The 19,352-nt window shown below is 69.7% G+C and carries 13 protein-coding genes; 6 read left to right on the forward strand and 7 right to left on the reverse strand.

Annotation, left to right across the window (positions count from 1 at the left end; all coding sequences use genetic code 11):
- Nucleotides 1-139: 139 nt before the first annotated feature.
- Nucleotides 140-1,156: an FAD:protein FMN transferase gene (locus VGN45_RS01470; RefSeq protein WP_327458547.1), complete on the forward strand. Its 1,017-nt coding sequence runs from the start codon at nucleotides 140-142 to the stop codon at nucleotides 1,154-1,156.
- A gap of 121 nt (nucleotides 1,157-1,277) precedes the next feature.
- Here VGN45_RS01470 and VGN45_RS01475 read toward each other — a convergent pair whose 3' ends face one another.
- The gene (locus VGN45_RS01475; protein WP_327458549.1) at nucleotides 1,278-3,275 is read right to left on the reverse strand and encodes a M1 family metallopeptidase; all 1,998 of its coding nucleotides are present in this window, start codon (nucleotides 3,273-3,275) and stop codon (nucleotides 1,278-1,280) included.
- A gap of 55 nt (nucleotides 3,276-3,330) precedes the next feature.
- A complete protein-coding gene (locus tag VGN45_RS01480; protein ID WP_327458551.1) occupies nucleotides 3,331-4,605 on the reverse strand; it encodes a multidrug effflux MFS transporter in 1,275 nt (424 codons plus the stop codon).
- A 116-nt stretch (nucleotides 4,606-4,721) separates the two neighbouring features.
- Between VGN45_RS01480 and arsC the strand changes: the two genes are divergently transcribed.
- Nucleotides 4,722-5,078 (forward strand): arsenate reductase (glutaredoxin), encoded by a 357-nt coding sequence (arsC, locus tag VGN45_RS01485; protein ID WP_327458553.1) that lies wholly within the window; start codon nucleotides 4,722-4,724, stop codon nucleotides 5,076-5,078.
- On the forward strand, nucleotides 5,075-5,941 hold the full coding sequence (locus VGN45_RS01490) for a class I SAM-dependent methyltransferase (RefSeq protein WP_327458555.1): 867 nt from the start codon (nucleotides 5,075-5,077) through the stop codon (nucleotides 5,939-5,941). Before arsC ends, VGN45_RS01490 begins: the two co-directional genes overlap by 4 nt.
- Here the strand turns inward: VGN45_RS01490 and VGN45_RS01495 are convergent.
- Together VGN45_RS01495 and lepA are read right to left on the reverse strand one after the other, a co-directional pair.
- Nucleotides 5,925-6,632, reverse strand: coding sequence for an SseB family protein (locus VGN45_RS01495; RefSeq protein WP_327458557.1), 708 nt, complete (start codon nucleotides 6,630-6,632; stop codon nucleotides 5,925-5,927). The two genes, VGN45_RS01490 and VGN45_RS01495, sit on opposite strands and share 17 nt — an antisense overlap.
- A 41-nt stretch (nucleotides 6,633-6,673) precedes the next feature.
- Nucleotides 6,674-8,488, reverse strand: a complete 1,815-nt coding sequence (lepA, locus tag VGN45_RS01500; RefSeq protein ID WP_327458559.1) for a translation elongation factor 4 — start codon at nucleotides 8,486-8,488, stop codon at nucleotides 6,674-6,676.
- Between the two features lie 202 nt (nucleotides 8,489-8,690).
- Between lepA and VGN45_RS01505 the strand changes: the two genes are divergently transcribed.
- Nucleotides 8,691-9,827: an efflux RND transporter periplasmic adaptor subunit gene (locus VGN45_RS01505; RefSeq protein WP_327458561.1), complete on the forward strand. Its 1,137-nt coding sequence runs from the start codon at nucleotides 8,691-8,693 to the stop codon at nucleotides 9,825-9,827.
- On the forward strand, nucleotides 9,824-13,015 hold the full coding sequence (locus VGN45_RS01510; protein ID WP_327458563.1) for an efflux RND transporter permease subunit: 3,192 nt from the start codon (nucleotides 9,824-9,826) through the stop codon (nucleotides 13,013-13,015). The genes VGN45_RS01505 and VGN45_RS01510 overlap by 4 nt, the downstream gene beginning before the upstream one ends.
- A gap of 362 nt (nucleotides 13,016-13,377) precedes the next feature.
- On the opposite strand, the gene VGN45_RS01515 is transcribed toward VGN45_RS01510, so the two are convergent.
- The 3 genes from VGN45_RS01515 to VGN45_RS01525 all read right to left on the reverse strand — a co-directional run bounded on the left by VGN45_RS01515 (nucleotide 13,378) and on the right by VGN45_RS01525 (nucleotide 17,865).
- Nucleotides 13,378-15,981: a TonB-dependent receptor gene (locus VGN45_RS01515; RefSeq protein WP_327458565.1), complete on the reverse strand. Its 2,604-nt coding sequence runs from the start codon at nucleotides 15,979-15,981 to the stop codon at nucleotides 13,378-13,380.
- A 222-nt stretch (nucleotides 15,982-16,203) separates the two neighbouring features.
- A complete protein-coding gene (nhaA, locus tag VGN45_RS01520) occupies nucleotides 16,204-17,412 on the reverse strand; it encodes a Na+/H+ antiporter NhaA (protein ID WP_327458567.1) in 1,209 nt (402 codons plus the stop codon).
- 123 nt (nucleotides 17,413-17,535) lie between these two features.
- Complete coding sequence (locus tag VGN45_RS01525) at nucleotides 17,536-17,865, reverse strand: hypothetical protein (RefSeq protein ID WP_327458569.1); 330 nt, start codon at nucleotides 17,863-17,865, stop codon at nucleotides 17,536-17,538.
- A gap of 68 nt (nucleotides 17,866-17,933) precedes the next feature.
- Between VGN45_RS01525 and VGN45_RS01530 the strand changes: the two genes are divergently transcribed.
- Nucleotides 17,934-19,322, forward strand: coding sequence for a protein adenylyltransferase SelO (locus VGN45_RS01530; RefSeq protein ID WP_327458571.1), 1,389 nt, complete (start codon nucleotides 17,934-17,936; stop codon nucleotides 19,320-19,322).
- Nucleotides 19,323-19,352: the final 30 nt, after the last annotated feature.

Here is a 19,352-nt window from a genome sequence, read left to right on the forward strand (position 1 = left end):
GCCGAGCCGCTGGCGGGGTCGGGTGGGAGGGACGCGGCGCAACACGCTCGGGTCCGAATTCCGGGCCACCGCAGCCCTTCCAACCGGTCGCTGCGCGACTACCCTCCCCTGACGGGGAGGGAGACGCTATGGCGTGCACATGACCGACCCCGCACCGCTCGTCCTGATCCCGCGCGTTTCACCCCCCCCGGCCCCGGCCCCCGCCGGGCCGGTCTACGATCTGGCCGACGCGGCCTTCGGCGCCGCGTGGCGCGCCCAGGTCGTCGTGCCGCCGGGCGTTCCGGCGCCGGAACTGCTCGACGCCTGTCGCGACGAACTGGCGAAGATGGAGGCCGTCTTCAGCCGCTGGTCCGAGGCCAGCGAAATCTCGCGCTTCAACGCCGCGCCCGCCGGAACCTGGGAGCTGTCGAACGAGCTGTGGGAGCCGCTTATCGCCGCGCTGGACCTCGGCGACGACACCTCCGGCGCCTTCGACCCCACCCTGGGGGCCCTGATCGATCTGTGGGGCTTCGGCCCCAGCGGGCGGCGCCCGGTCCTGACGCCCACGCCCGACGAGGCCGAGATCGAGCAGGCGACGGCGCGCAGCGGCTGGATGAAGCTGCGCCTGAATCGTGAGGCGCGTGCGGCGGTCCAGCCCGGCGGCATGAAGCTGGACCTTTCGGGCATGGCCAAGGGACTGGCGCTGGAGCGGATGTCGCGGCGCCTGACCGGCATGGGCGCGACCTCGCACCTGATCGACTTCGACGGCGACGTGAAGGGCCGCGGCGTCCGCCCCGACGGCCGACCCTGGTCGGTGACCCTGCCGCCGCTCCCCGGACCCGCGACCCGGCCGCTGGTCGTCGCCTGCGCCGATCTGGCCGTCGCGACGTCGACGGTCTTCCGCAAGGGCTTCCGCCACGGGCCGCGCGTGGTGTCGCACCTGATCGACGGCCGCTCGGGGCGCGCCGTCGACGTCGACACCGTGTCGGTCACCGTGCTGCATCCCAACGCCGTGCGCGCCGACGCCCTGTCGACGGCCCTGATCGTCATGGGCCGCTACGAAGGCTTCGACTGGGCCGAGGAGGCCAAGGTCGCGGCCGTCTTCGTCAACGACGACCCCCGCGGGCGGACGGTCAAGCTGACCAGTGCGGCGGAGGCGATGGCGGGGGAGGGCTGAGGTTCTCCCTCCCCCTTGTGGGGAGGGACAGGTGGCGCAGCCGCCAGGGTGGGACATTTTCGGACCTCCACACCCTGTCGTCGCTGCGCGCCAACATCCCCACAAGGGGGAGGGAGAGGATTCAGCTCCCCGGACGCCCCACCACCGCGTCCACGCTGCCGGTCGTGATCGGGTGATACAGCGGCCGGGCCTTGGTGTAGATGCGCGTCGCCCAGCCGCGGCCCCAGTCGCCTTCGCCCCACATCGTCGTGAACAGCGGCAGCACGAACTTGCGCCGGCCCATCGACAGCAGGAACTGTTCCGCGCTGACCGCCGCCGGCTCGTACCGGTGCGCCAGCCCGATCTGCAGCCAGGCGAAGCGCACCTCGGCATTGCCTTCGTCGGCCAGGTCCAGCGCCTGGTCCAGCGCCGCCAGCCGATCGCGGTTCAGCCAGTCGGCGCCGGGCTGAAGCTCCTCCGGCCGCCAGGCCAGGAAGCGCTGACGCTGCTGGGTGTTCCAGCCTTCCCACAGGGCCCGCGGCGGCGGCGCGCCGTCGACGAAGGTCGCCCGGGCCGCCGCATCCACCGGCACGAAGGCGTCCGACGTCGGGGCCATGGCGTTGGACGGCAGGCCCGGTTGATAGATCCAGGCGTCCATCATCAGCTGGGCCTCCAGCGCCTGATCGCCTCGGATCAGGTGGGTGCGGATGTCCTCCAGGAACAACTCCGTCGTCATCGGCACGAAGGCGTTGCGCTCGAAATAGCCCTTCAGCCAGGCGTCGAACCGCTCGCGCCCGACCACGCGCTCGATGGTGCGCAGGAAGAAGGCGCCCTTCTCATAGGCGACGTCGGTCAGACCCTCGTCCGGGTCGCGGCCCTCCAGATCCAGCTTCAGCCGCGTGTCGGCCGTCGGCAGATCGGCGATCGTGTCCTGCAGGCTCTGCCAGCCCAGCACCTGCTCCATCATGGCCCGGTCGCGGCCGTAGACGGCCTCCATGATCCGGTTCTCGAAATAGACGGTGAAGCCCTCGTTCAGCCAGAAGTCGTCCCAGGTGGCGTTGGTCACCAGATTGCCCGACCAGCTGTGCGCCAATTCATGCGCCACCAGCGACACCAGCGACTGGTCGCCGGCGATGATGGTCGGCGTGGCGAAGGTCAGCCGCGGGTTCTCCATCCCGCCGAACGGGAAGGACGGCGGCAGCACCAGAATGTCGTACCGACCCCAGCGATAGGGGCCGTACAGCGCCTCGGCCACGTCCACCATCTCGGCGGTCGGCATGAGTTCGTCGTGCGCCGCGTGCAGTTTCGACGGCTCCGTCCAGACGCCGGTCCGTTCGTCGATGTCGGCGAAGGCCACGTCGCCGACGCCGAGCGCGATCAGATACGGCGGCACCGGATTGGTCATGGCGAAACGATAGGCCGTCCGCCGCTCGCCCGCCGGTTCGCCGTTCGGCGTCAGGCTCTCGGCGCTCATCACCGCCTTCAACTCAGACGGCACGACGATGCGCGCGGCATAGGTCTGGCGGATGCCCGGGCTGTCCTGGGTCGGCACCCAGGTGCGCGTCAGGATCGCCTGGCCCTGGCTGAACAGATAGGGCTTCTGACCACCCGCGGTCTGGGCTGGCGTCAGCCATTGCAGGGCCGCCGCTTCCGGCCGGGTGGCGTAGTCGATCACCACCTTGCGCGTCTCGCCCTCGCGCAGCGCCGGCAGGGTGATGGTCAGCGGGCTGCCCAGAAACTCCTTCGCCGCGCCGACGGTGAACGGCAGCGCCGCCCCGCTCGCGTCGCGCACCGCCCGCACGTCCAGATCGCGCACGTCCAGGATCAGCTCGGTCGCGCCCGCCCGCCCCTGAACGTCCAACGTCGCCGTGCCCGACAGGGACCTGGCCGCGAAATCGGTGGTCAGATTCAGATCGACGTGCGTCACGCGCGCGATCTCCGGCCGCGCATAGGAATGCACGTCGCGCACCCATTGGATGGGACGGGTGGCACGCGGCGGCGCGACGGGGTCCGGCTCACGCGCCGGAGGAATGAACAGGTCGGGTTCCATGCCGCCTCCCGAATTCATGCCGCCCATCTGGGCGCAGCCGGACACGGCGACGGCGCAGGCGCCGGCGAGCAGCAGGGATCGGACGGACATGGGGCAAGCTCCGGAAACATCGGGGCGCGGATCACGCCCCGCCCGGCCGCTCAGGTCAACCCTGCGTCGGGACGGCCGCCGCGTTGCGCGCCGTGAACAGCCGCCCGCCCTCGGCCCACAGCACGCAGGCCAGCGCCAGCAGACCCATGACCGTCAACCCGACCGCGAACGGCCGCGCCGTCCCGTCGAACGCCTGGCTGATGCCGAAGCCCAGCAGGGCGCCGAACGTCGACGAGATGAAGCCCTGCAACGCCGACGCCGTGCCGGCGATCCTGCCCATCGGCTCCATCGCCATGGCCCCGAAGTTTCCGGCGATGAAGCCGAAGAAGAACATGGTCAGCGTCTGCAGCACGCCGAAGGTCCAGATCGACTCCAGCCCCGCAAGCGTCACCGCCGCGTGGACGGCGCCCATGACGATGAAGCCGATCAGGGCGCCGTGCGACAGCAGCCGCGATCCGTGCCGCTCCACCAGCCGCGCGTTCAGGATCGACGCCAGAGCGATCCCCGATGCCATGATCCCGAACGCCAGGGCGAACACACCCGCCGCGTCGAACACGTCGAAGAAGACTTGCTGGGCCGACCCGATGAAGCCGAACAGGGCTCCGGTGATCGCGGTCATCGCCAGGGTGTAGCCCATGCCCTGTCGGCTCCTCAGCGCCTCGCCGAAGGCCGCGGCGATCCGGTCGACGCGGATCGGCACACGGTTCGCCGGATCCTGCGTCTCCGGCAGGCGGATCGCCGCCCAGATCAGATAAGCCCCGCCGCCCGCCGCCAGCACGCCGAAGATCCAGCGCCACGGCTGCCAGGCCTCCGGCACGATCGACAGCACGGCCTGTCCGACGGTCGGCGCCAGGATCGGCACGCCCAGGAAGACGAGGAAGCTCAGGGACATCACCCGAGCCATGGTGCGCCCGACATAACGGTCGCGCACGATCGACACGGCCAGCACCCGCGTCGCCGCCGCCCCCACGCCGGTCGCCACCCGCGCGGCGATGAGCGTCTCATAGGTCGGGGCGAAGGCCGCCACGGCGCTGAACGTCACGTAGACCGCCAGCGCCCCCATCAGCACAGGCTTGCGCCCGTACCGGTCCGCCAGCGGTCCATAGGCCAGCTGGGCCACGCCGAAGCCCAGCACATAGGCCGTCACCACCCACTGACGGTCGTTGTCACGCGCCACGCCCAGCGCCTCGCCGATCGCCGGCAGGGCGGGAAGCATGGCGTCGATCGCCAGCGCGTTCAGCGCCATCATCAGGGCGATCAGGCAAACGAACTCCGCGAAACCGGGCCCGGAGGTCTTCGTCGGATCGATCACGGAGGGCGCGGCGCTCATCCGGGCCAGATGCGCGCCCTTGCCCCGAACCGCAACCTTCGCAAGTGCGAAAAGCGCCGCCGGAAACGCGTCGTGACCGGCTTGCCGCTCGGGCTGCCCCGCCGCATCCTGCGGCCATGACCGTCACCGTCTTCCACAATCCGAACTGCGGCACCTCCCGCAACGTGATCCAGCTCATCCGCGACGCCGGGCATGAGCCCGAGGTGGTCGAGTATCTGAAGACCGGCTGGACCCGGCTCCAGCTGACCGACCTTCTCGTCCGCATGGGGGCCCGCCCGCGCGACGTCCTGCGCGTCATGGGCACGCGGGCCGAAGCGGACGGCCTGACCGATCCCTCGGTTTCCGACGACGTCCTGATCGACGCCATGGTCGCCGATCCCGTCCTGGTGAACCGGCCCATCGTCGTCACGCCCGCCGGGGCCGTGCTGGCCCGGCCGAAGGAGGCCGTCCTGCCTTTGCTGGACGGCCTGTGACCGACGCCCTTCCGGCCGAGGAGCTATGGCGCGGCAAGCCCGTGCCGCCACCCGATTCCTGGCCCGGGGCGCGCGTCTTCGACCGCTCGCCCCTCTGCCGCCAGGCGGATTTCGAGACCGGCTGGTTCGCCTGGTGGGCCGAGAGTCTGGGCGAACGCCTGCGCTATCACCGCAAGCTGTGGGAGTTCGCCTTCATCGCCCAGGCCTTGCACGAGCGCGGCCTGTTGCGGCTGGGCGCGCGCGGTCTGGGCTTCGGCGTGGGGCAGGAGCCCCTGCCCGCCTGGTTCGCCGCCCGCGGCTGCCGCGTCACGGCCAGCGATCAGGACGTCGCGGCGGCCGAGCAGGCCGGCTGGACCCGGAGCGACCAGCACTCGGCCGGGCTGGAAGCGCTTCAGCGTCCGCATCTGTGTCCGCCCGAAACACTCTTCCGATCCGTGGTTTTCCGGCCGGCCGACATGACGGCGATCCCGCCGGACCTCACCGGCTTCGACTTCTGCTGGTCGGCGTGCGCCCTGGAGCATCTGGGCTCCATCGCCGCCGGCTTGGACTTCATCGAGGCCTCTCTGGAGACCCTGCGCCCCGGCGGCGTCGCCGTGCACACGACCGAGTTCAACCTGACCTCCGACGACGACACGGTGGACCACCAAGGCACGGTGCTGTTCCGCGCCCGCGACTTGCACGCGCTCGCCGATCGGCTGACCGCCGCCGGCCACCGCGTCGCCCCGCTGGACCTGACGCCCGGAGACGCCCCGTTGGACCGACATCTGGACCTGCCGCCTTACCGGCCCGAGCCGCACCTCAAGCTGGCGCTGGAGGGGCATGAGACCACCTCCGTGGGGATCATCGTCACGCGCGGGGGCTGATCAGTTCCAGTCCCGCTCCGGCCGCCTCGCCGGGCAGGCGCGTCACCACGTCCAGGCGCGCGTCCAGAATCACCCCCGACATCGCCTCGTCCATCAGCCCGGGCAGGATGCCGGCGTCCTCCGGCGCCATGCGCACGTCCAGCAGGAAGCCGGCGTCGGGATCGCCGGCCCAGCGCGCCAGGGCCAGCCAGGCCCCCTTCACCTGGGGCGTCGCGCCCAGCACCCGCGTCACGCCCTCGACCAGGCCTTCGGGCGTGGTCCTGGGCCGCGCCAGATGCGTCGGCCGCCGCACCCCGTCCGCCGGCGACGGATCGCCCAGCAGGGCGCCGATCGCCGCCGAGCTCCACCGCACCCCATGGCCGTGGCCGGGATTGAGAACCGCGTCGCGCCCCCGCACCGACTGCAACAGATCGGCGCCCATGAACGCCACCGGCGTCGCCTGCGGCAAGGTCGCGATCGCCCTCTCCCGGGCCGTGAACAGGGCCGTGGCCACCGACCCGTCCTGACCTCGTCCGGTCACCAGGGTCAGGGGATCGCCCTGCGGATCCGCGCCCGCCGGCACGGCCGCCCACAGCTCGTGGTCCAGCGCCGCCGACTCAAACGCCTTCCGCTCGCGCTCGCCTCCTCCGGTCGCGGCGACCAGCAGGCGTTCGAGATCGTTGAGGGGCGTGAAGTCGGTGACGGCGGTCATGGGCGATCCTGGATTCTGCGGCGAACGGCGAGCGGGTCTCTTCAATCCCCGTCCATCTTCAGCGCGGCGATGAAGGCTTCCTGCGGGATCTCGACCTTGCCGAACTGGCGCATGCGCTTCTTGCCTTCCTTCTGCTTCTCCAGAAGCTTCTTCTTCCGGGTGGCGTCGCCGCCGTAGCACTTGCTGGTCACGTCCTTGCGCAGGGCGCGCACCGTCTCGCGCGCGATGATCTTGCCGCCGATGGCCGCCTGGATCGGGATCTGGAACATGTGCGGCGGGATCAGCTCCTTCATCTTCTCGACCATGCCGCGGCCGCGCGTCTCGGCCCGGGCGCGGTGGACCAGCATGCTGAGCGCGTCGACGGGCTCGGCGTTGACCAGGATCGACATCTTCACCAGGTCGCCCTGTTTGTAGTCGGTCAGCTCGTAGTCGAAGCTGGCGTAGCCCTTCGAGATGGACTTCAGCCGGTCGTAGAAGTCGAACACCACCTCGTTCAGCGGCAGCTCATAGACCACCATGGCGCGCGTGCCGACGTAGCTGAGCTCCTTCTGCTCGCCGCGGCGGTCCTGACACAGCTTGATGACCCCGCCCAGGTATTCGTCGGGGGTCAGGATGGTGGCCTTGATCCACGGCTCGTGGATCTCGAGGATCTGCATCACGTCGGGCAGGTCGGCCGGGTTGTGCAGATCGATCGTCGTGCCGTCGCGCTGCTTGATCTTGTAGACGACCGACGGGGCGGTCGCGATCAGGTCCAGGTTGAACTCGCGGGACAGGCGCTCCTGGATGATCTCCAGGTGCAGCAGGCCCAGGAAGCCGCAGCGGAAGCCGAAGCCCAGCGCGGCGCTGGATTCCATCTCATAGGTGAAGCTGGCGTCGTTCAGCCGCAGGCGGGCGATGGCGGCGCGCAGATCCTCGAAGTCGGCGGCGTCGACGGGGAACAGGCCGCAGAACACCACCGACTGCACCTCCTTGAACCCCTTCAGCGGTTCGGCGGTGGGCTTCTTCTCGTCGGTGATGGTGTCGCCGACGGCGGCGTGGGCGACCTCCTTGATCTGGGCGGTGATGAAGCCGACCTCACCCGCCGACAGGGCGTCGACCGGCGTGTTCTTGGGCAGGAAGACGCCGACGCGGTCGACCAGATGGGTCGTGCCGTTCTGCATGAACTTGACCCGCTGGCCGGCCTTCAGGACGCCGTCGAACACCCGAACCAGCAGGACCACGCCCAGATAGGGGTCGTACCAGGCGTCGACCAGCATGGCCTTCAGCGGCGCGGTCGGGTCGCCCTTGGGCGGCGGCAGGCGGGTGACGATGGCCTCCAGCACCTCGTCGATGCCGAGGCCGGACTTGGCCGAGCACATGACGGCGTCCGAAGCGTCGATGCCGATGACCTCCTCGATCTGGGCGCGCACGCGCTCCGGCTCGGCTGCGGGCAGGTCGATCTTGTTCAGGACCGGCACGATCTCGTGGTCGTTCTCGATCGCCTGATAGACGTTGGCCAGGGTCTGGGCCTCCACCCCCTGCGACGCGTCCACGACCAGCAGGCTGCCCTCGCACGCCGCCAGCGACCGGCTGACCTCATAGGCGAAGTCCACGTGCCCCGGCGTGTCCATCAGGTTCAGCACGTAATCGAGCCCGTCCTTGGCACGGTAGTTCAGGCGCACGGTCTGCGCCTTGATCGTGATCCCCCGCTCCTTCTCGATGTCCATGTTGTCGAGGACCTGCGCCGACATCTCGCGCGCGGTCAGGCCGCCGGTCACCTGGATCAGGCGGTCTGACAGGGTCGACTTGCCGTGGTCGATGTGCGCGACCACGGAGAAGTTTCGGATGCGGTCGATGGGGGTCTTGGGGCTCGTCATGGCCGGGCGCGGTTAGCATGGGTGCGGGCCGGACGCCACGGCGCGCGACGCCACGCCTTCGCCCACGTCATGCGCTGCAACATTACTTTAGCGTAACGGCGTCGCGCCCCCTTGGGCTTGGCCGTGGAACGGAGTATGCACCGGCTTGTCAACGACGGTGGACCTCCCCACCTGCCGTCCATCCAGAACTTGAGGTGTCTCCGTGAAGATTGCGCGTCGACTGGGCGTCCTGGCCGTCGGGCTTGCGATGCTGGGCGTCCTGGCCGCGTGCGGCGGGCATTCCGAAGAGGCCGCGGCGTCGGACGAGAACCGCGGGCGTCAGACGGTCACGGCCGCCGCCGTCCGGCTGGTCGATCTGCCGCGCGTGCTGACGGCGTCCGGCACGGTGTCGCCATGGGAAGAGGTGCCGGTGGGGGCCGAGACCGGCGGGCTGGTGGCCACCGCCGTCTACGTCGACGAGGGCGCCTATGTCCGGCAGGGCCAGCCGCTGGTTCAGCTGAACGATTCCCTGTTGCGCGCCCAGGTGCGCCAGCAGGAGGCCCAGGTCGCCACCGCCCGCGCCAATCTGGCCCGCGACGACGCCGCGTTGACGCGCGCCCAAGAGCTGAAGGAGCGCGGCTATCTGTCCCAGGCGGGACTGGACACGGCCGTGGCCAATCAGCGGTCCTCGTCCGCGGCGCTGCAGGCCGCGGAGGCGGCGCTGTCGGAATCGCGCACGCGCCTGTCCCAGACCGTCATCCGCGCGCCCGTCGCCGGCCGCGTCATCAGCCGCAGCGTCACGCGCGGCCAGATCGTCCAGCCGGGCGCCGAGCTGTTCCGCATGGTCCGCGACGGCCGTCTGGAGCTGGACGCCCAGATCCCGGAGGCCGACCTGCCCCTGGTCCGCGCCGGACAGACCGCGACGGTCAGCGGCGACGAAGGCCTGGCCGTGACCGGCACGGTTCGCATCGTCACGCCCGAGGTCGACGGCCAGACGCGTCTGGGCGTCGCCCGCATCGCCCTGCCCGCGGGCGCGACGGTTCGCCCCGGCATGTTCGCGCGGGCCGAGATCGACGTGGGCGCCCAGCCGTCTTTCGTCGTGCCGTCCGGCGCGATCGTCTATCGAGAGGGCAAGCCCGGCGTCTACGTCATCGGGGCCGGCAATGCGGTGACGTTCCGTCCCGTGACCACCGGGGGCCGCCAGGGCGACGATCTGGCCGTCACCGGCGTGCGCGCCGGTGAACGTGTCGTCGTTTCGGGCTCGGGCTTCCTGGGCGACGGCGACCGCGTGACCGTCGCCGCGTCTCCCGCCAGGGCCACGGCCCCGGCCAAGGCTCCGGCTCAGGCGGCCGCCCGATGAACTTCAACAACATCTCCTCCTGGTCGATCCGGAACCCGATTCCGGTCGTCCTGCTGTTCATCGTCCTCACCGTCGCGGGGGTCATGAGCTACTTCCGCCTGCCGGTGAACAACTTCCCCAACGTCGACCTGCCGGTCGTCTCGGTGACGGTCATCCAGGCCGGCGCGGCGCCGACGGAGCTGGAGACCCAGGTGACCCGCCTTGTCGAGGACGCCGTGGCGGGCCTGGGAGAGGTGGACGAGGTGCGCTCGACGGTCAACGACTCGGCCTCGACGACGTTGATCACCTTCCAGCTCGGCGTCGACCTGGAGAAGGCGACCAACGACGTCCGCAACGCCATCGCCGGCGTCCGTCAGGAGCTGCCCGCGGACGTTCAGGAGCCGATCGTCCAGCGCATCGAGTTCACCCAGCAGCCGATCGCCACCTATGTGGTGCGCGCGCCGGGCATGAATCCGGAGGAGCTCAGCTGGTTCGTCGACAACACCGTGGCCAAGCGACTGCTGTCGATCGAGGGCGTAAGCCAGGTCAGCCGCGACGGCGGCGTCAACCGCGAGATCCGCATCAAGCTGGACCCCGCAAAGCTGGCCGCCCAGGGCGTCAGCGCCGCGGCGGTCTCCAACCAGTTGCGGGCGTCGAACATCAACCTGCCCGGCGGACGCGGCGAGATCGGCGGCTCGGAACAGGCCATCCGCACCTTGGGTTCGGCCCAGAGCGTCGACGACCTGCGCGAGACCCTGATCCCCGTCGGCGGCCGGACGATCCGCCTGGGCGACCTGGGCGAGGTGACCGACGAGTGGTCCGAACCGCGCGGCCGCGCCCGCTTCAACGGCGGCGAGGTGGTCGGCTTCTCCGTGTCGCGCTCCAAGGGCTCGTCCGAACTCGACGTCTATGAGACGTCCAAGGAAGAGATCGCCCTGCTGGACAAGGAACTGCCGGAGGTCACCATCGAGGAGGTGACCAACACCACCCAGGACGTGATCAACAACTTCCATGCCTCGGTCGAGGCCCTTCTGCTGGGCGCGGGCCTGGCGGTCCTGGTGGTGCTGATCTTCCTCAGGGACTGGCGCGCGACCCTGATCGCGGCGGTCGCCATGCCCCTGTCGCTGATCCCGACCTTCCTGGTCATGGATCTGATGGACCAGTCGCTGAACGTGGTGACGCTGCTGGCCCTGTCGCTGACCATCGGCATTCTGGTGGACGACGCGATCGTGGAGATTGAGAACATCGTCCGGCACATCCGGGACGGAAAGGCCCCCTATCCCGCCGCCATGGAGGCGGCCGACGAGATCGGCCTGGCGGTCATCGCCACCACCGCGACCCTGATCGCCGTGTTCGCGCCGACGGGCTTCATGCCCGGCGTGGTCGGGCAGTTCTTCAAGAGCTTCGCCATCGCCACCTGCGTCAGCGTGTTCTTCTCGCTGGTCGTGGCGCGGACGCTGACGCCGCTGATGGGCGCCTACATGCTGAAGGCGGACCAGGGCAAGGAGCACGCCGATCCGAAGTGGATGCAGCTCTATCTGCGCGTTCTGCGCTGGGTTTTGCCCGAGCGCAGCTCGACGACGGACGAGGCACGTCGCACGCGGGGGGGACTGTGGACGCGCGCCAAGCGTCGTCTGACCGACCACCGCGCCTGGGTCATGCTGGGCGGCACCCTGTTCTTCGTCGGCTCGCTGGGCCTGGCCTCGCTGTTGCCGTTCGAGTTCATCCCGGTGGAGGACGTGTCGCGCTCCAACGTCACCATCCAGCTGCCGCCCGGTTCCACCCTGGCGGAGACGGATGCGGTCGTCCGCCGAGTGGACGAGGAGCTGCGCAAGCGGCCCGAGGTCCGCTCCGTCTATGCCTCCATCGGCTCGGCGACCACCAGCTTCGGCCCGGGCGGCGGCGGCAGCGCCGGCGAAGTCCGCCGGGCGACCGTCACGGTGAACCTGGTCAAGAAGTCCGACCGCAACATCCGCCAGCAGGCCTTTGAGCAGGAGATGGGGCCCATCCTGCGCGCCATCCCCGGCGCCCGGGTCCAGTTCGGGGTCGAGGGCGGCGGCGGCGGTCAGGTGTCGATCCAGCTGGTCGGCGACGATCCGGCCGTCCTGGTCCCGGCCGCCGCGGCCGTCGAGCGCCAGATGCGCGACATCGACGGACTGTCGAACGTCATCTCGACGTCGGCGCTGGTGCGTCCGGAAATCCTGATCACGCCCAAGGCCGACGTCGCCGCCTTGCAGGGAGTCGCCGCCTCGGACATCAGCGCCGTCGCGCGCGTCGCCACACTGGGCGACGCCGACCAGCTGCTGCCCAAATTCAATCTGGGCGACCGCCAGGTGCCCATCCGCGTCATGCTGCGAGAAGACGCGCGCGAGGATCTGGCCACCCTGCAGACCCTGCAGGTGCCGACCGCGTCGGGACAGACGGTTCCCTTGACGTCCGTCGCCGACATCAGCTTCGGCGCGGGCCCGAACCAGATCGACCGCCTGGACCGCAAGCGCGTCGCGGGCCTGACGGCCGAACTGGCCGGGATCACCCTGGGTCAGGCGTCGCAGCGCGTCGACGCCCTGCCCGCCATGCAGAACCTGCCGAACGGCGTCGAACAGGCCGTGTCGGGCGAGCTGGAGAACCTGCAGGAAACCGCGACCGGCTTCATGTTCGCCATCGTGACGGGCATCCTGCTGATGTACATCGTGCTGGTGCTGCTGTTCGGCAGCTTCTTCCACCCGGTGACCATCCTGGCGGCGCTGCCGGTGTCGTTCGGCGGGGCCTTCTTCGCCCTGCTCATCACCGGCCGGTCGCTCTCGATGCCGGCCCTGATCGGCATCATCATGCTGACCGGGATCGCGGCCAAGAACTCCATCCTGCTGGTCGACTACGCCATCATCGCCATGAAACAGGGCATGAGCCGGCGCGAGGCCCTGATCGACGCGGCCCACAAGCGGGCGCGGCCGATCATCATGACCACGCTGGCCATGGGCCTGGGCATGCTGCCCATCGCCATGGCCATCGGCGAGGGGACCGAGTTCCGGTCGCCCATGGCCATCGCGGTGATCGGCGGCCTGATCACCTCCACGGCCCTGTCTCTGGTCTTCGTCCCGGCCGCCTTCAGCCTGATCGACGGCGGCAAGTCCCGGATGGAGAGCTGGCTGAGCCGTCGCTTCCGCCACCAGCGGGGAACCGACGGCGCCGTGGAGAAGCCGGCTGAATAGGTCGCGGAGGCGATCGGCCCGCCTCCCGGCCCCGACCGTCGCGACCTCGGTCACCCTTCGTCCTTGACCCTGGGATCGGACGTCGGGGCAGGCCGCACTGAACTTGCGGCAGGCTTCCGAAACCCCGCTCAGCTGGCGGCGCGGGGACAGGGACGCCGGTGCTTTGCGCAGACTCGGGGACGTTCGACGCCCGCCGTGCGACCCGAAGTCGACGGTGTCGAGCAAGTCTCGTCCGATGTGGCGCTCATGTCCTCGGGATTGTCGCTCTTGTCCCGCCGAACATGTCCTGCCTTCAGCCCATGAAGAAACCGGCCGGGGATCGCTCCCCGGCCGGTTCCCGTTTCAGGCCGTGGCCCGCGCGATCAGTAGCGATAGCGCAGGGTCATGCCGTAGGTCCGCGGCGCGCCGTTGAAGGCGTTGTAGGTCTGGCTGTCCAGCGCCGGGTTGTAGAAGGTGCCGTTCGGCTGAACCGTCGACTGGAACGCCGAGCCCTGCAGGAAGGCGTTGTAGGCGACCTGGATGTATTCCTCGTCGGTCAGGTTCTGCACCCAGCCTTCCAGGGTCCAGCGCTCGTCCTCCGTGCCGATCGACACGCGGCCGTTCAGCATGGTGAAGGCTTCCTGGTCCTTGAACGGGATCAGGTCCGAGCCGGTGTTGTACTCGCTCATGTATTTGGCCGAGAGCGAGAACCCGCCGCGCAGGCCGCCGCCCAGGCTGCGGTCGAAGTTGACCGAGGCCGAGCCCGACCATTCCGGAGCGAACGAGGCCGTGGCGCCCGGCAGCAGGGACAGTTGCGGGAAGTTGCCCGGGTTGGCCAGGTCGGCGGCGACGAACTCGCCGTACTGGGTTTCGGTGTAGGTGACGCCGCCCGAGAAGCTCAGACCCTCGACCGGAGTGAACCACACGAAGTCCGCATCGACGCCGCGAGAGGTCAGCTCCGGGATCGACTCGACTACGAACGACGTGCCCAGGAAGGTGTTCAGCTGGAAGTCGGTGAAGGTCTGGTCGAAGTAGGTGACGTTCAGCAGCACGGTGCGGTCCAGCAGCGTCAGCTTGGCGCCCAGCTCATAGCTGTCCACGACTTCCGACGGGAACAGCAGCGACGCGTTCGGCGTGATGCCGGTCTGCACGCGGTCCAGATTGTAGCCGAACGACTTGTACCCGCGGGCGTACGAGCCATAGACCATGGCCTCGGGCGAGATGCGGTAGGACGCCTTGATGGTGCCCGACACCTCGCCGTCGCTCTCGGCCTCGTTGACCGCGCGGTTGTTGTAGAACGGGTTGGACCACGGCAGGCACAGGCGACCCAGGATGCTGGACGTCGTCGATGCGCCCAACAGACCGGCGATCGCGGCTTGGTTCCCCAGACCTGCGGCGCAGGTGGCCGCCGCTGCGCCGGTTCCGTTGCGCTGCCGACCTTCGAGGCCCTTGTCGTCGTAGGTGTAGCGAAGGCCCAGGGTGATATCGAGCTGGTCGGTCACCGAGAAGGTGTTGTTCGTGAAGACGGCGAACGAGTCCGACCGCTGGAGATAGACGTCCTCCAGCGACTGGCCCGCCGCGAAGGCCGGGCCGCCGCCGAACACGGCGCCGCCGGTGCCGAGGCAGCTCTGCAGGCCCACCGACGTCTGTGCGGTCCGGGTGAAGCAGGGGATGATGGAAGGACTGACCGGGAAGGCCGGGACCGCCGCGTTCAGGGCCGCCGAAATCTGGAACGACAGCACCGGGGCGTAGTCGGCGCCCAGGTAGAAGCTGTCCCGACGTTCGATGTCCTCACGCGTGGCGAACACGCCGACCAGCCAGTCCAGGCGATCCGTCGCCCCGGCCAGCCGGAACTCCTGAGTGGCGTTCTCGACGCTGAAGCCGAAGTCGCCGTCCTTCAGGCGATAGGCGATGTCGGCCCCGGTGAAGTCCGCGTCCTGGCCGTTGACGAAGCTCCAGTCGCGGACCGAGGTTATCGACGTCAGCGTGGCGCCGCCGAACAGCGACGGAAAGTCGATGTTGGTCTCCAGCGAGAAGCCCTTGTCTTCGACTTCCTGGCCGGTCGATCGGTTGGCGAAGGCCGTACGTGAGAACGGCAGTGCGCCGAAGCCCGGCGCCGGCGGACGCTGCCCCGTTCCCGTCGACGTGCCGTCGATGAACGGATAGGTCGGGCCGGTCCGCACCTGGGTGCCCACGCAGCAGTATTCGTCGCGCTTCGAATAGTCGGCGATGAAGCGCATCGAGATGCCGTCGGTCGGCAGCCAGAGCAGCTGGCCGCGGACGGTGCCGAAATCCTGGTTGTTGTCGTCGGTCTCCGGCCGCGGGCCGTCGCCGGTGTCAATGGTCATGAAGCCGTCGCGCAAGCGGCGGCCGGCGTACAGGCGGAACGCCAGGGCGTCGGTCAGAGGACCGGACACCGAGCCCGAGATCGCCTTGGCGTCATAGTTGCCGACGGTGGCCTCGAAGTTGAACTCGGGCGTGAACGACGGCTGCTCGGTGATGATGTTGATGACGCCGGCCGAGGTGTTCTTGCCGAACAGGGTGCCCTGCGGGCCCTTCAGAACCTCGATGCGCTGCAGTTCGCCCAGGTCGCCGAAGCCGACCGAGTTCCGCGAGCGATAGACGCCGTCGATCACGACCCCGACCGAGCTTTCCAGGCCGGGGTTGTCGCCCACAGTGCCGACGCCGCGGATGCGCGCGGTGGTCGAGGCTTCCGAGGCGGTCGACGTCACCGTCATGCCCGGCGTCAGGATCTGCAGATCCTTGATGTCGCGCACGCCGGCGTCCTCCAGCATCTCCTGCGACAGGGTCGTGACCACGATCGGCACGTCCTGCAGGCTTTGCTCACGCTTTTGGGCGGTGACGATGATGTCGTCGACGCGGGTGACCTCCTGTTCCTGGGCGGCGGCGACGCCGGCGGCCCCGAACACGGCCGTCCCGACGACGGCTGCGGACACGGTGGTGCGAAGAATGTGGTTCAGACGCATGTCTATCCCGGCTCCTAGAGCCCGGCCGGGTCGGCCGGGCGTTCCCAATCCCTGAAGACCCCGTCCTTCTGACGTGACGAGGGTTCCGATCATCCGGGGTAATCCAAGCCGGGCCGTGGAACAAGGATCACGCCGCGTTACAGCCGCCGTGACGCCGCGCGACGGCCTCGACTGTGACAAGAAAGCGACGGAAACGCCTGACGCAAGGTCAATGTTCGTGCGTCAGGCGACAGTATTCGCGGCCGTGACGGCCAATTTCTTGCGCCGTCGCGCGGCCACCGCCAGCACGATTCCACCCAGGACGCCCGACAGCAGCGAGCCGCCCAGCACGCCCAGCTTGACCTCGACCTGCTCGGGCGAGTCGATCGCGCCCGGAAAGGCCAATGCTCCGATGAACAGGCTCATGGTGAAGCCCACGCCGCACAGCAGGCTGACGCCGTAGACCTCCAGCCACGTCGCGCCGGTCGGCTTCTTGCCGATCTTCAGCGCCGAAGCCAGCCAGGCCATGGCGAGCACGCCGACCTGTTTTCCGAGGAACAGGCCCAGCGCGATCCCGGCCACCAGCGGCGCCGCGGCCTGCTCAAGTCCGATCCCGGCGAAGCCGACGCCCGCCTTGGCGAAAGCGAACAGCGGCAGGATGATGTAGGCGACGTAGGGATGCAGGTCGTGCATCGCCTCCTTCAGCGGGGCCTGGCCGTCGCGCCGCTCCTTGATCGGCACGACGGCGGCGAAGGCCACGGCGGTCAGGGACGTGGACAGACCCGCCTCCACCGTCAGCCACCACGACAGACCGAAGCCCAGCACCCAGAACGGCGCCGGAACCTTCTTCCACTGCGCCGCCACCGCGCCCAGCGCCAGCAGGGCGCCGACCCACGCCAGCGGAATCCAGTCCACGCCCTGCGAGAACAGAACCGCGATCAGCGCGATGGCCCCCAGATCGTCGACGATGGCGAGGGTCAGCAGGAAAACTCTGAGCGAGGACGGCAGCCCCCGCGCCGCCAGGGCGAAGACCGCCAGGGCGAAGGCGATGTCGGTGGCCAGCGGGATCGGCCACCCCTGCGTCGGCCCGCCGAGCGCGGACACCACGCCCAGATAGACCAGCCCCGGCGCGATCATGCCGCCCAGCGCCGCCAGAACGGGCGTCGCCAGCTTCCTCGGGTCGCTCAGTTCGCCGCGCAGGATTTCGTATTTGATCTCCAGCCCCACCACGAGGAAGAAGATCGCCATCAGGCCTTCCTTGATCCACTCCGAGATCGACATCTTCAGGATCGCGGGCCCGACCTGCAGCACGTGCTCGGACTTCAGCAGGGCGAAATAGTCCGCCGACAGGGGCGAGTTGGCGACGACCAGCGCGCTCAGCGCCGCCAGTCCCAGCACGGCGCCGGAGCCGGCCTCGGTCTTCAGGAATTCGAGCGTCAGTCTGCGTGCCATGGCGGCCTCCGGGATCACGAAAGGTCGGGGCGCCAGGTTATCGACGGACGCCGGACCGGATTCGCCTCGAAACAAGGGCGCCGGCCTGGCCCGCCCCGACGGCGGCGGGCCTGATCTCTGGTCTCAGGATACCGCCGGCGACCGCCGCGTCCAGAGCGCCAGCGCCAGACAGGCCGCGCTCGTCAGGATGGCGACGCCCAGCATCGGGCTCAGCGCGCCTTCCCCCATCTGCCGCGCGGCCGCGACCGAGAAGACGCCGAGGGCGAAGGCGGCGGGCGGGATCAGGGCCAGCGGCGCGATCCGGGCGGGCAGCAGCGCCGCGCCGATCAACGCGACGGCCAGGATCAGGTCCGGCACGACGAAGTCCGCGTCGTCCATGCCGCCGGTCAGGACCGGAGCGGCCGTGCCGACCGCGGTTCCGCCGGCAAGCAGGCGGGCAAGGAGCAGCTTCATGATCGCTTCCCGAGGTTTCCGGCGGGGGCGACCTTGCGAAGCCGCCCGTCCGCGCGCAACTGGACACGATGCCGCCGTCTCCCGTCTATCGCCCCGAACCGCGCTTCTTCGATCTGGGCGAGGACTACGGCGACGCCGTGCGGGCGGCGGCCTTTCCCAGGGCGATCCTTCGTTTCCGCAACGACCGGGCGGCGGCCGAGGTCGGGCTGGAGACGCTGTCGGACGCCGAGTGGATCGATCACTTCGGCCGGTTCGCGCCCCTGCCCGGCCAGCCGGGCCCGATCGCCATGCGGTATCACGGCCATCAGTTCCGCACCTACAACCCCGATCTGGGCGACGGTCGCGGCTTCCTGGCGGCGCAGATGCGCGACTCGGCCGGGCGGTTGCTCGATCTCGGGACCAAGGGTTCCGGCCAGACGCCGTGGTCTCGCGGGGCCGACGGACGGCTGACGCTGAAGGGCGGGGTGCGCGAGGTGCTGGCGGCCGAGATGCTGCGACGCCTCGGCGTGCCGACCAGCCGGGCCTTCAGCCTGATCGAAACGGGCGAGGCGCTGGAACGCGGCGACGAGCCGTCGCCCACGCGCTCGGCCGTGCTGGTGCGCCTGTCGCATTCCCACATCCGCTTCGGCACATTCCAGCGCGCGGCGTATCTGGGCCGAAAGGACCAGTTGGAAACCCTGCTGGAGCACGCCCGGTCGACCTATCATCCCGACGTGGCGCCGGGGGAGGCCGCCGGATTTCTGGCGGCGGTCGTGAGCGCCTCGGCCCGGCTGGCGGCGCGGTGGGTCGCGGCCGGCTTCGTCCACGGCGTCCTGAACACCGACAATCTGAACGTCACGGGCGAGAGCTTCGACTACGGCCCCTGGCGCTTCCTGCCGCATTATGAGCCCGGATTCACCGCCGCCTATTTCGATCAGTTCGGCCTCTATGCCTTCGCCCGCCAGCCCGAGGCGGTGTTCTGGGCCCTGACCCAGCTGGGGGGCGCGCTGAAGCCCCTCGGCGACGCCCAGGCGCTGACGGACGCCCTGAACGGCTTCGGACCCGCCTACATCCGCGAACTGCGCGCGGCCTTCCTGGAACGTCTGGGCGTCCTCAGCCTGGGCGAGGCGGCGGACCAGCGGCTGGTGGACGCCGCCCTGGCGCTGCTGCGCGAAGGCGGCGAGGCGATGCGGTGGGAGCCGCTGTTCCACGACTGGTTCGCCGGCTTCGCCTCCTCGGCGCGCGCCCTGTCGGGCCCCCGGGCCGCCCTGTATCGGAGCAAGGCCTTCGCCGACTTCCGCTTCGCCCTGTTCGAACACGAGCCGGACCGGCCGGAGCGCCTCGAAGCGCCCCGCTTCGCCGTGGCGGAGCCCGAAGAGATGCGGATCGACGAGGTCGAGGCCATCTGGGCCGCGATCGACCGCGACGACGACTGGGGCCCGTTCGAAGCCAAGATCGCGCGCCTTCGCGCCGACTGAACCGCTGCTGACAGCACCTTGGCAGCAGCC

The sequence above is a fragment of the Brevundimonas sp. genome (assembly GCF_035999125.1).
In the GTDB taxonomy this organism is placed as follows: Bacteria; Pseudomonadota; Alphaproteobacteria; order Caulobacterales; family Caulobacteraceae; genus Brevundimonas.

What these genes read in the sequence shown, in the direction of transcription:
- arsC (WP_327458553.1), top strand. Translation starts at nt 4,722, where the DNA reads ATGACCGTCACCGTCTTCCACAATCCGAACTGCGGCACCTCCCGCAAC.
- VGN45_RS01495 (WP_327458557.1), bottom strand. Translation starts at nt 6,632, where the DNA reads ATGACCGCCGTCACCGACTTCACGCCCCTCAACGATCTCGAACGCCTG.
- VGN45_RS01470 (WP_327458547.1), top strand. Translation starts at nt 140, where the DNA reads ATGACCGACCCCGCACCGCTCGTCCTGATCCCGCGCGTTTCACCCCCC.
- VGN45_RS01475 (WP_327458549.1), bottom strand. Translation starts at nt 3,275, where the DNA reads ATGTCCGTCCGATCCCTGCTGCTCGCCGGCGCCTGCGCCGTCGCCGTG.
- VGN45_RS01480 (WP_327458551.1), bottom strand. Translation starts at nt 4,605, where the DNA reads ATGAGCGCCGCGCCCTCCGTGATCGATCCGACGAAGACCTCCGGGCCC.
- nhaA (WP_327458567.1), bottom strand. Translation starts at nt 17,412, where the DNA reads ATGGCACGCAGACTGACGCTCGAATTCCTGAAGACCGAGGCCGGCTCC.
- VGN45_RS01525 (WP_327458569.1), bottom strand. Translation starts at nt 17,865, where the DNA reads ATGAAGCTGCTCCTTGCCCGCCTGCTTGCCGGCGGAACCGCGGTCGGC.
- VGN45_RS01510 (WP_327458563.1), top strand. Translation starts at nt 9,824, where the DNA reads ATGAACTTCAACAACATCTCCTCCTGGTCGATCCGGAACCCGATTCCG.
- lepA (WP_327458559.1), bottom strand. Translation starts at nt 8,488, where the DNA reads ATGACGAGCCCCAAGACCCCCATCGACCGCATCCGAAACTTCTCCGTG.
- VGN45_RS01515 (WP_327458565.1), bottom strand. Translation starts at nt 15,981, where the DNA reads ATGCGTCTGAACCACATTCTTCGCACCACCGTGTCCGCAGCCGTCGTC.
- VGN45_RS01530 (WP_327458571.1), top strand. Translation starts at nt 17,934, where the DNA reads ATGCCGCCGTCTCCCGTCTATCGCCCCGAACCGCGCTTCTTCGATCTG.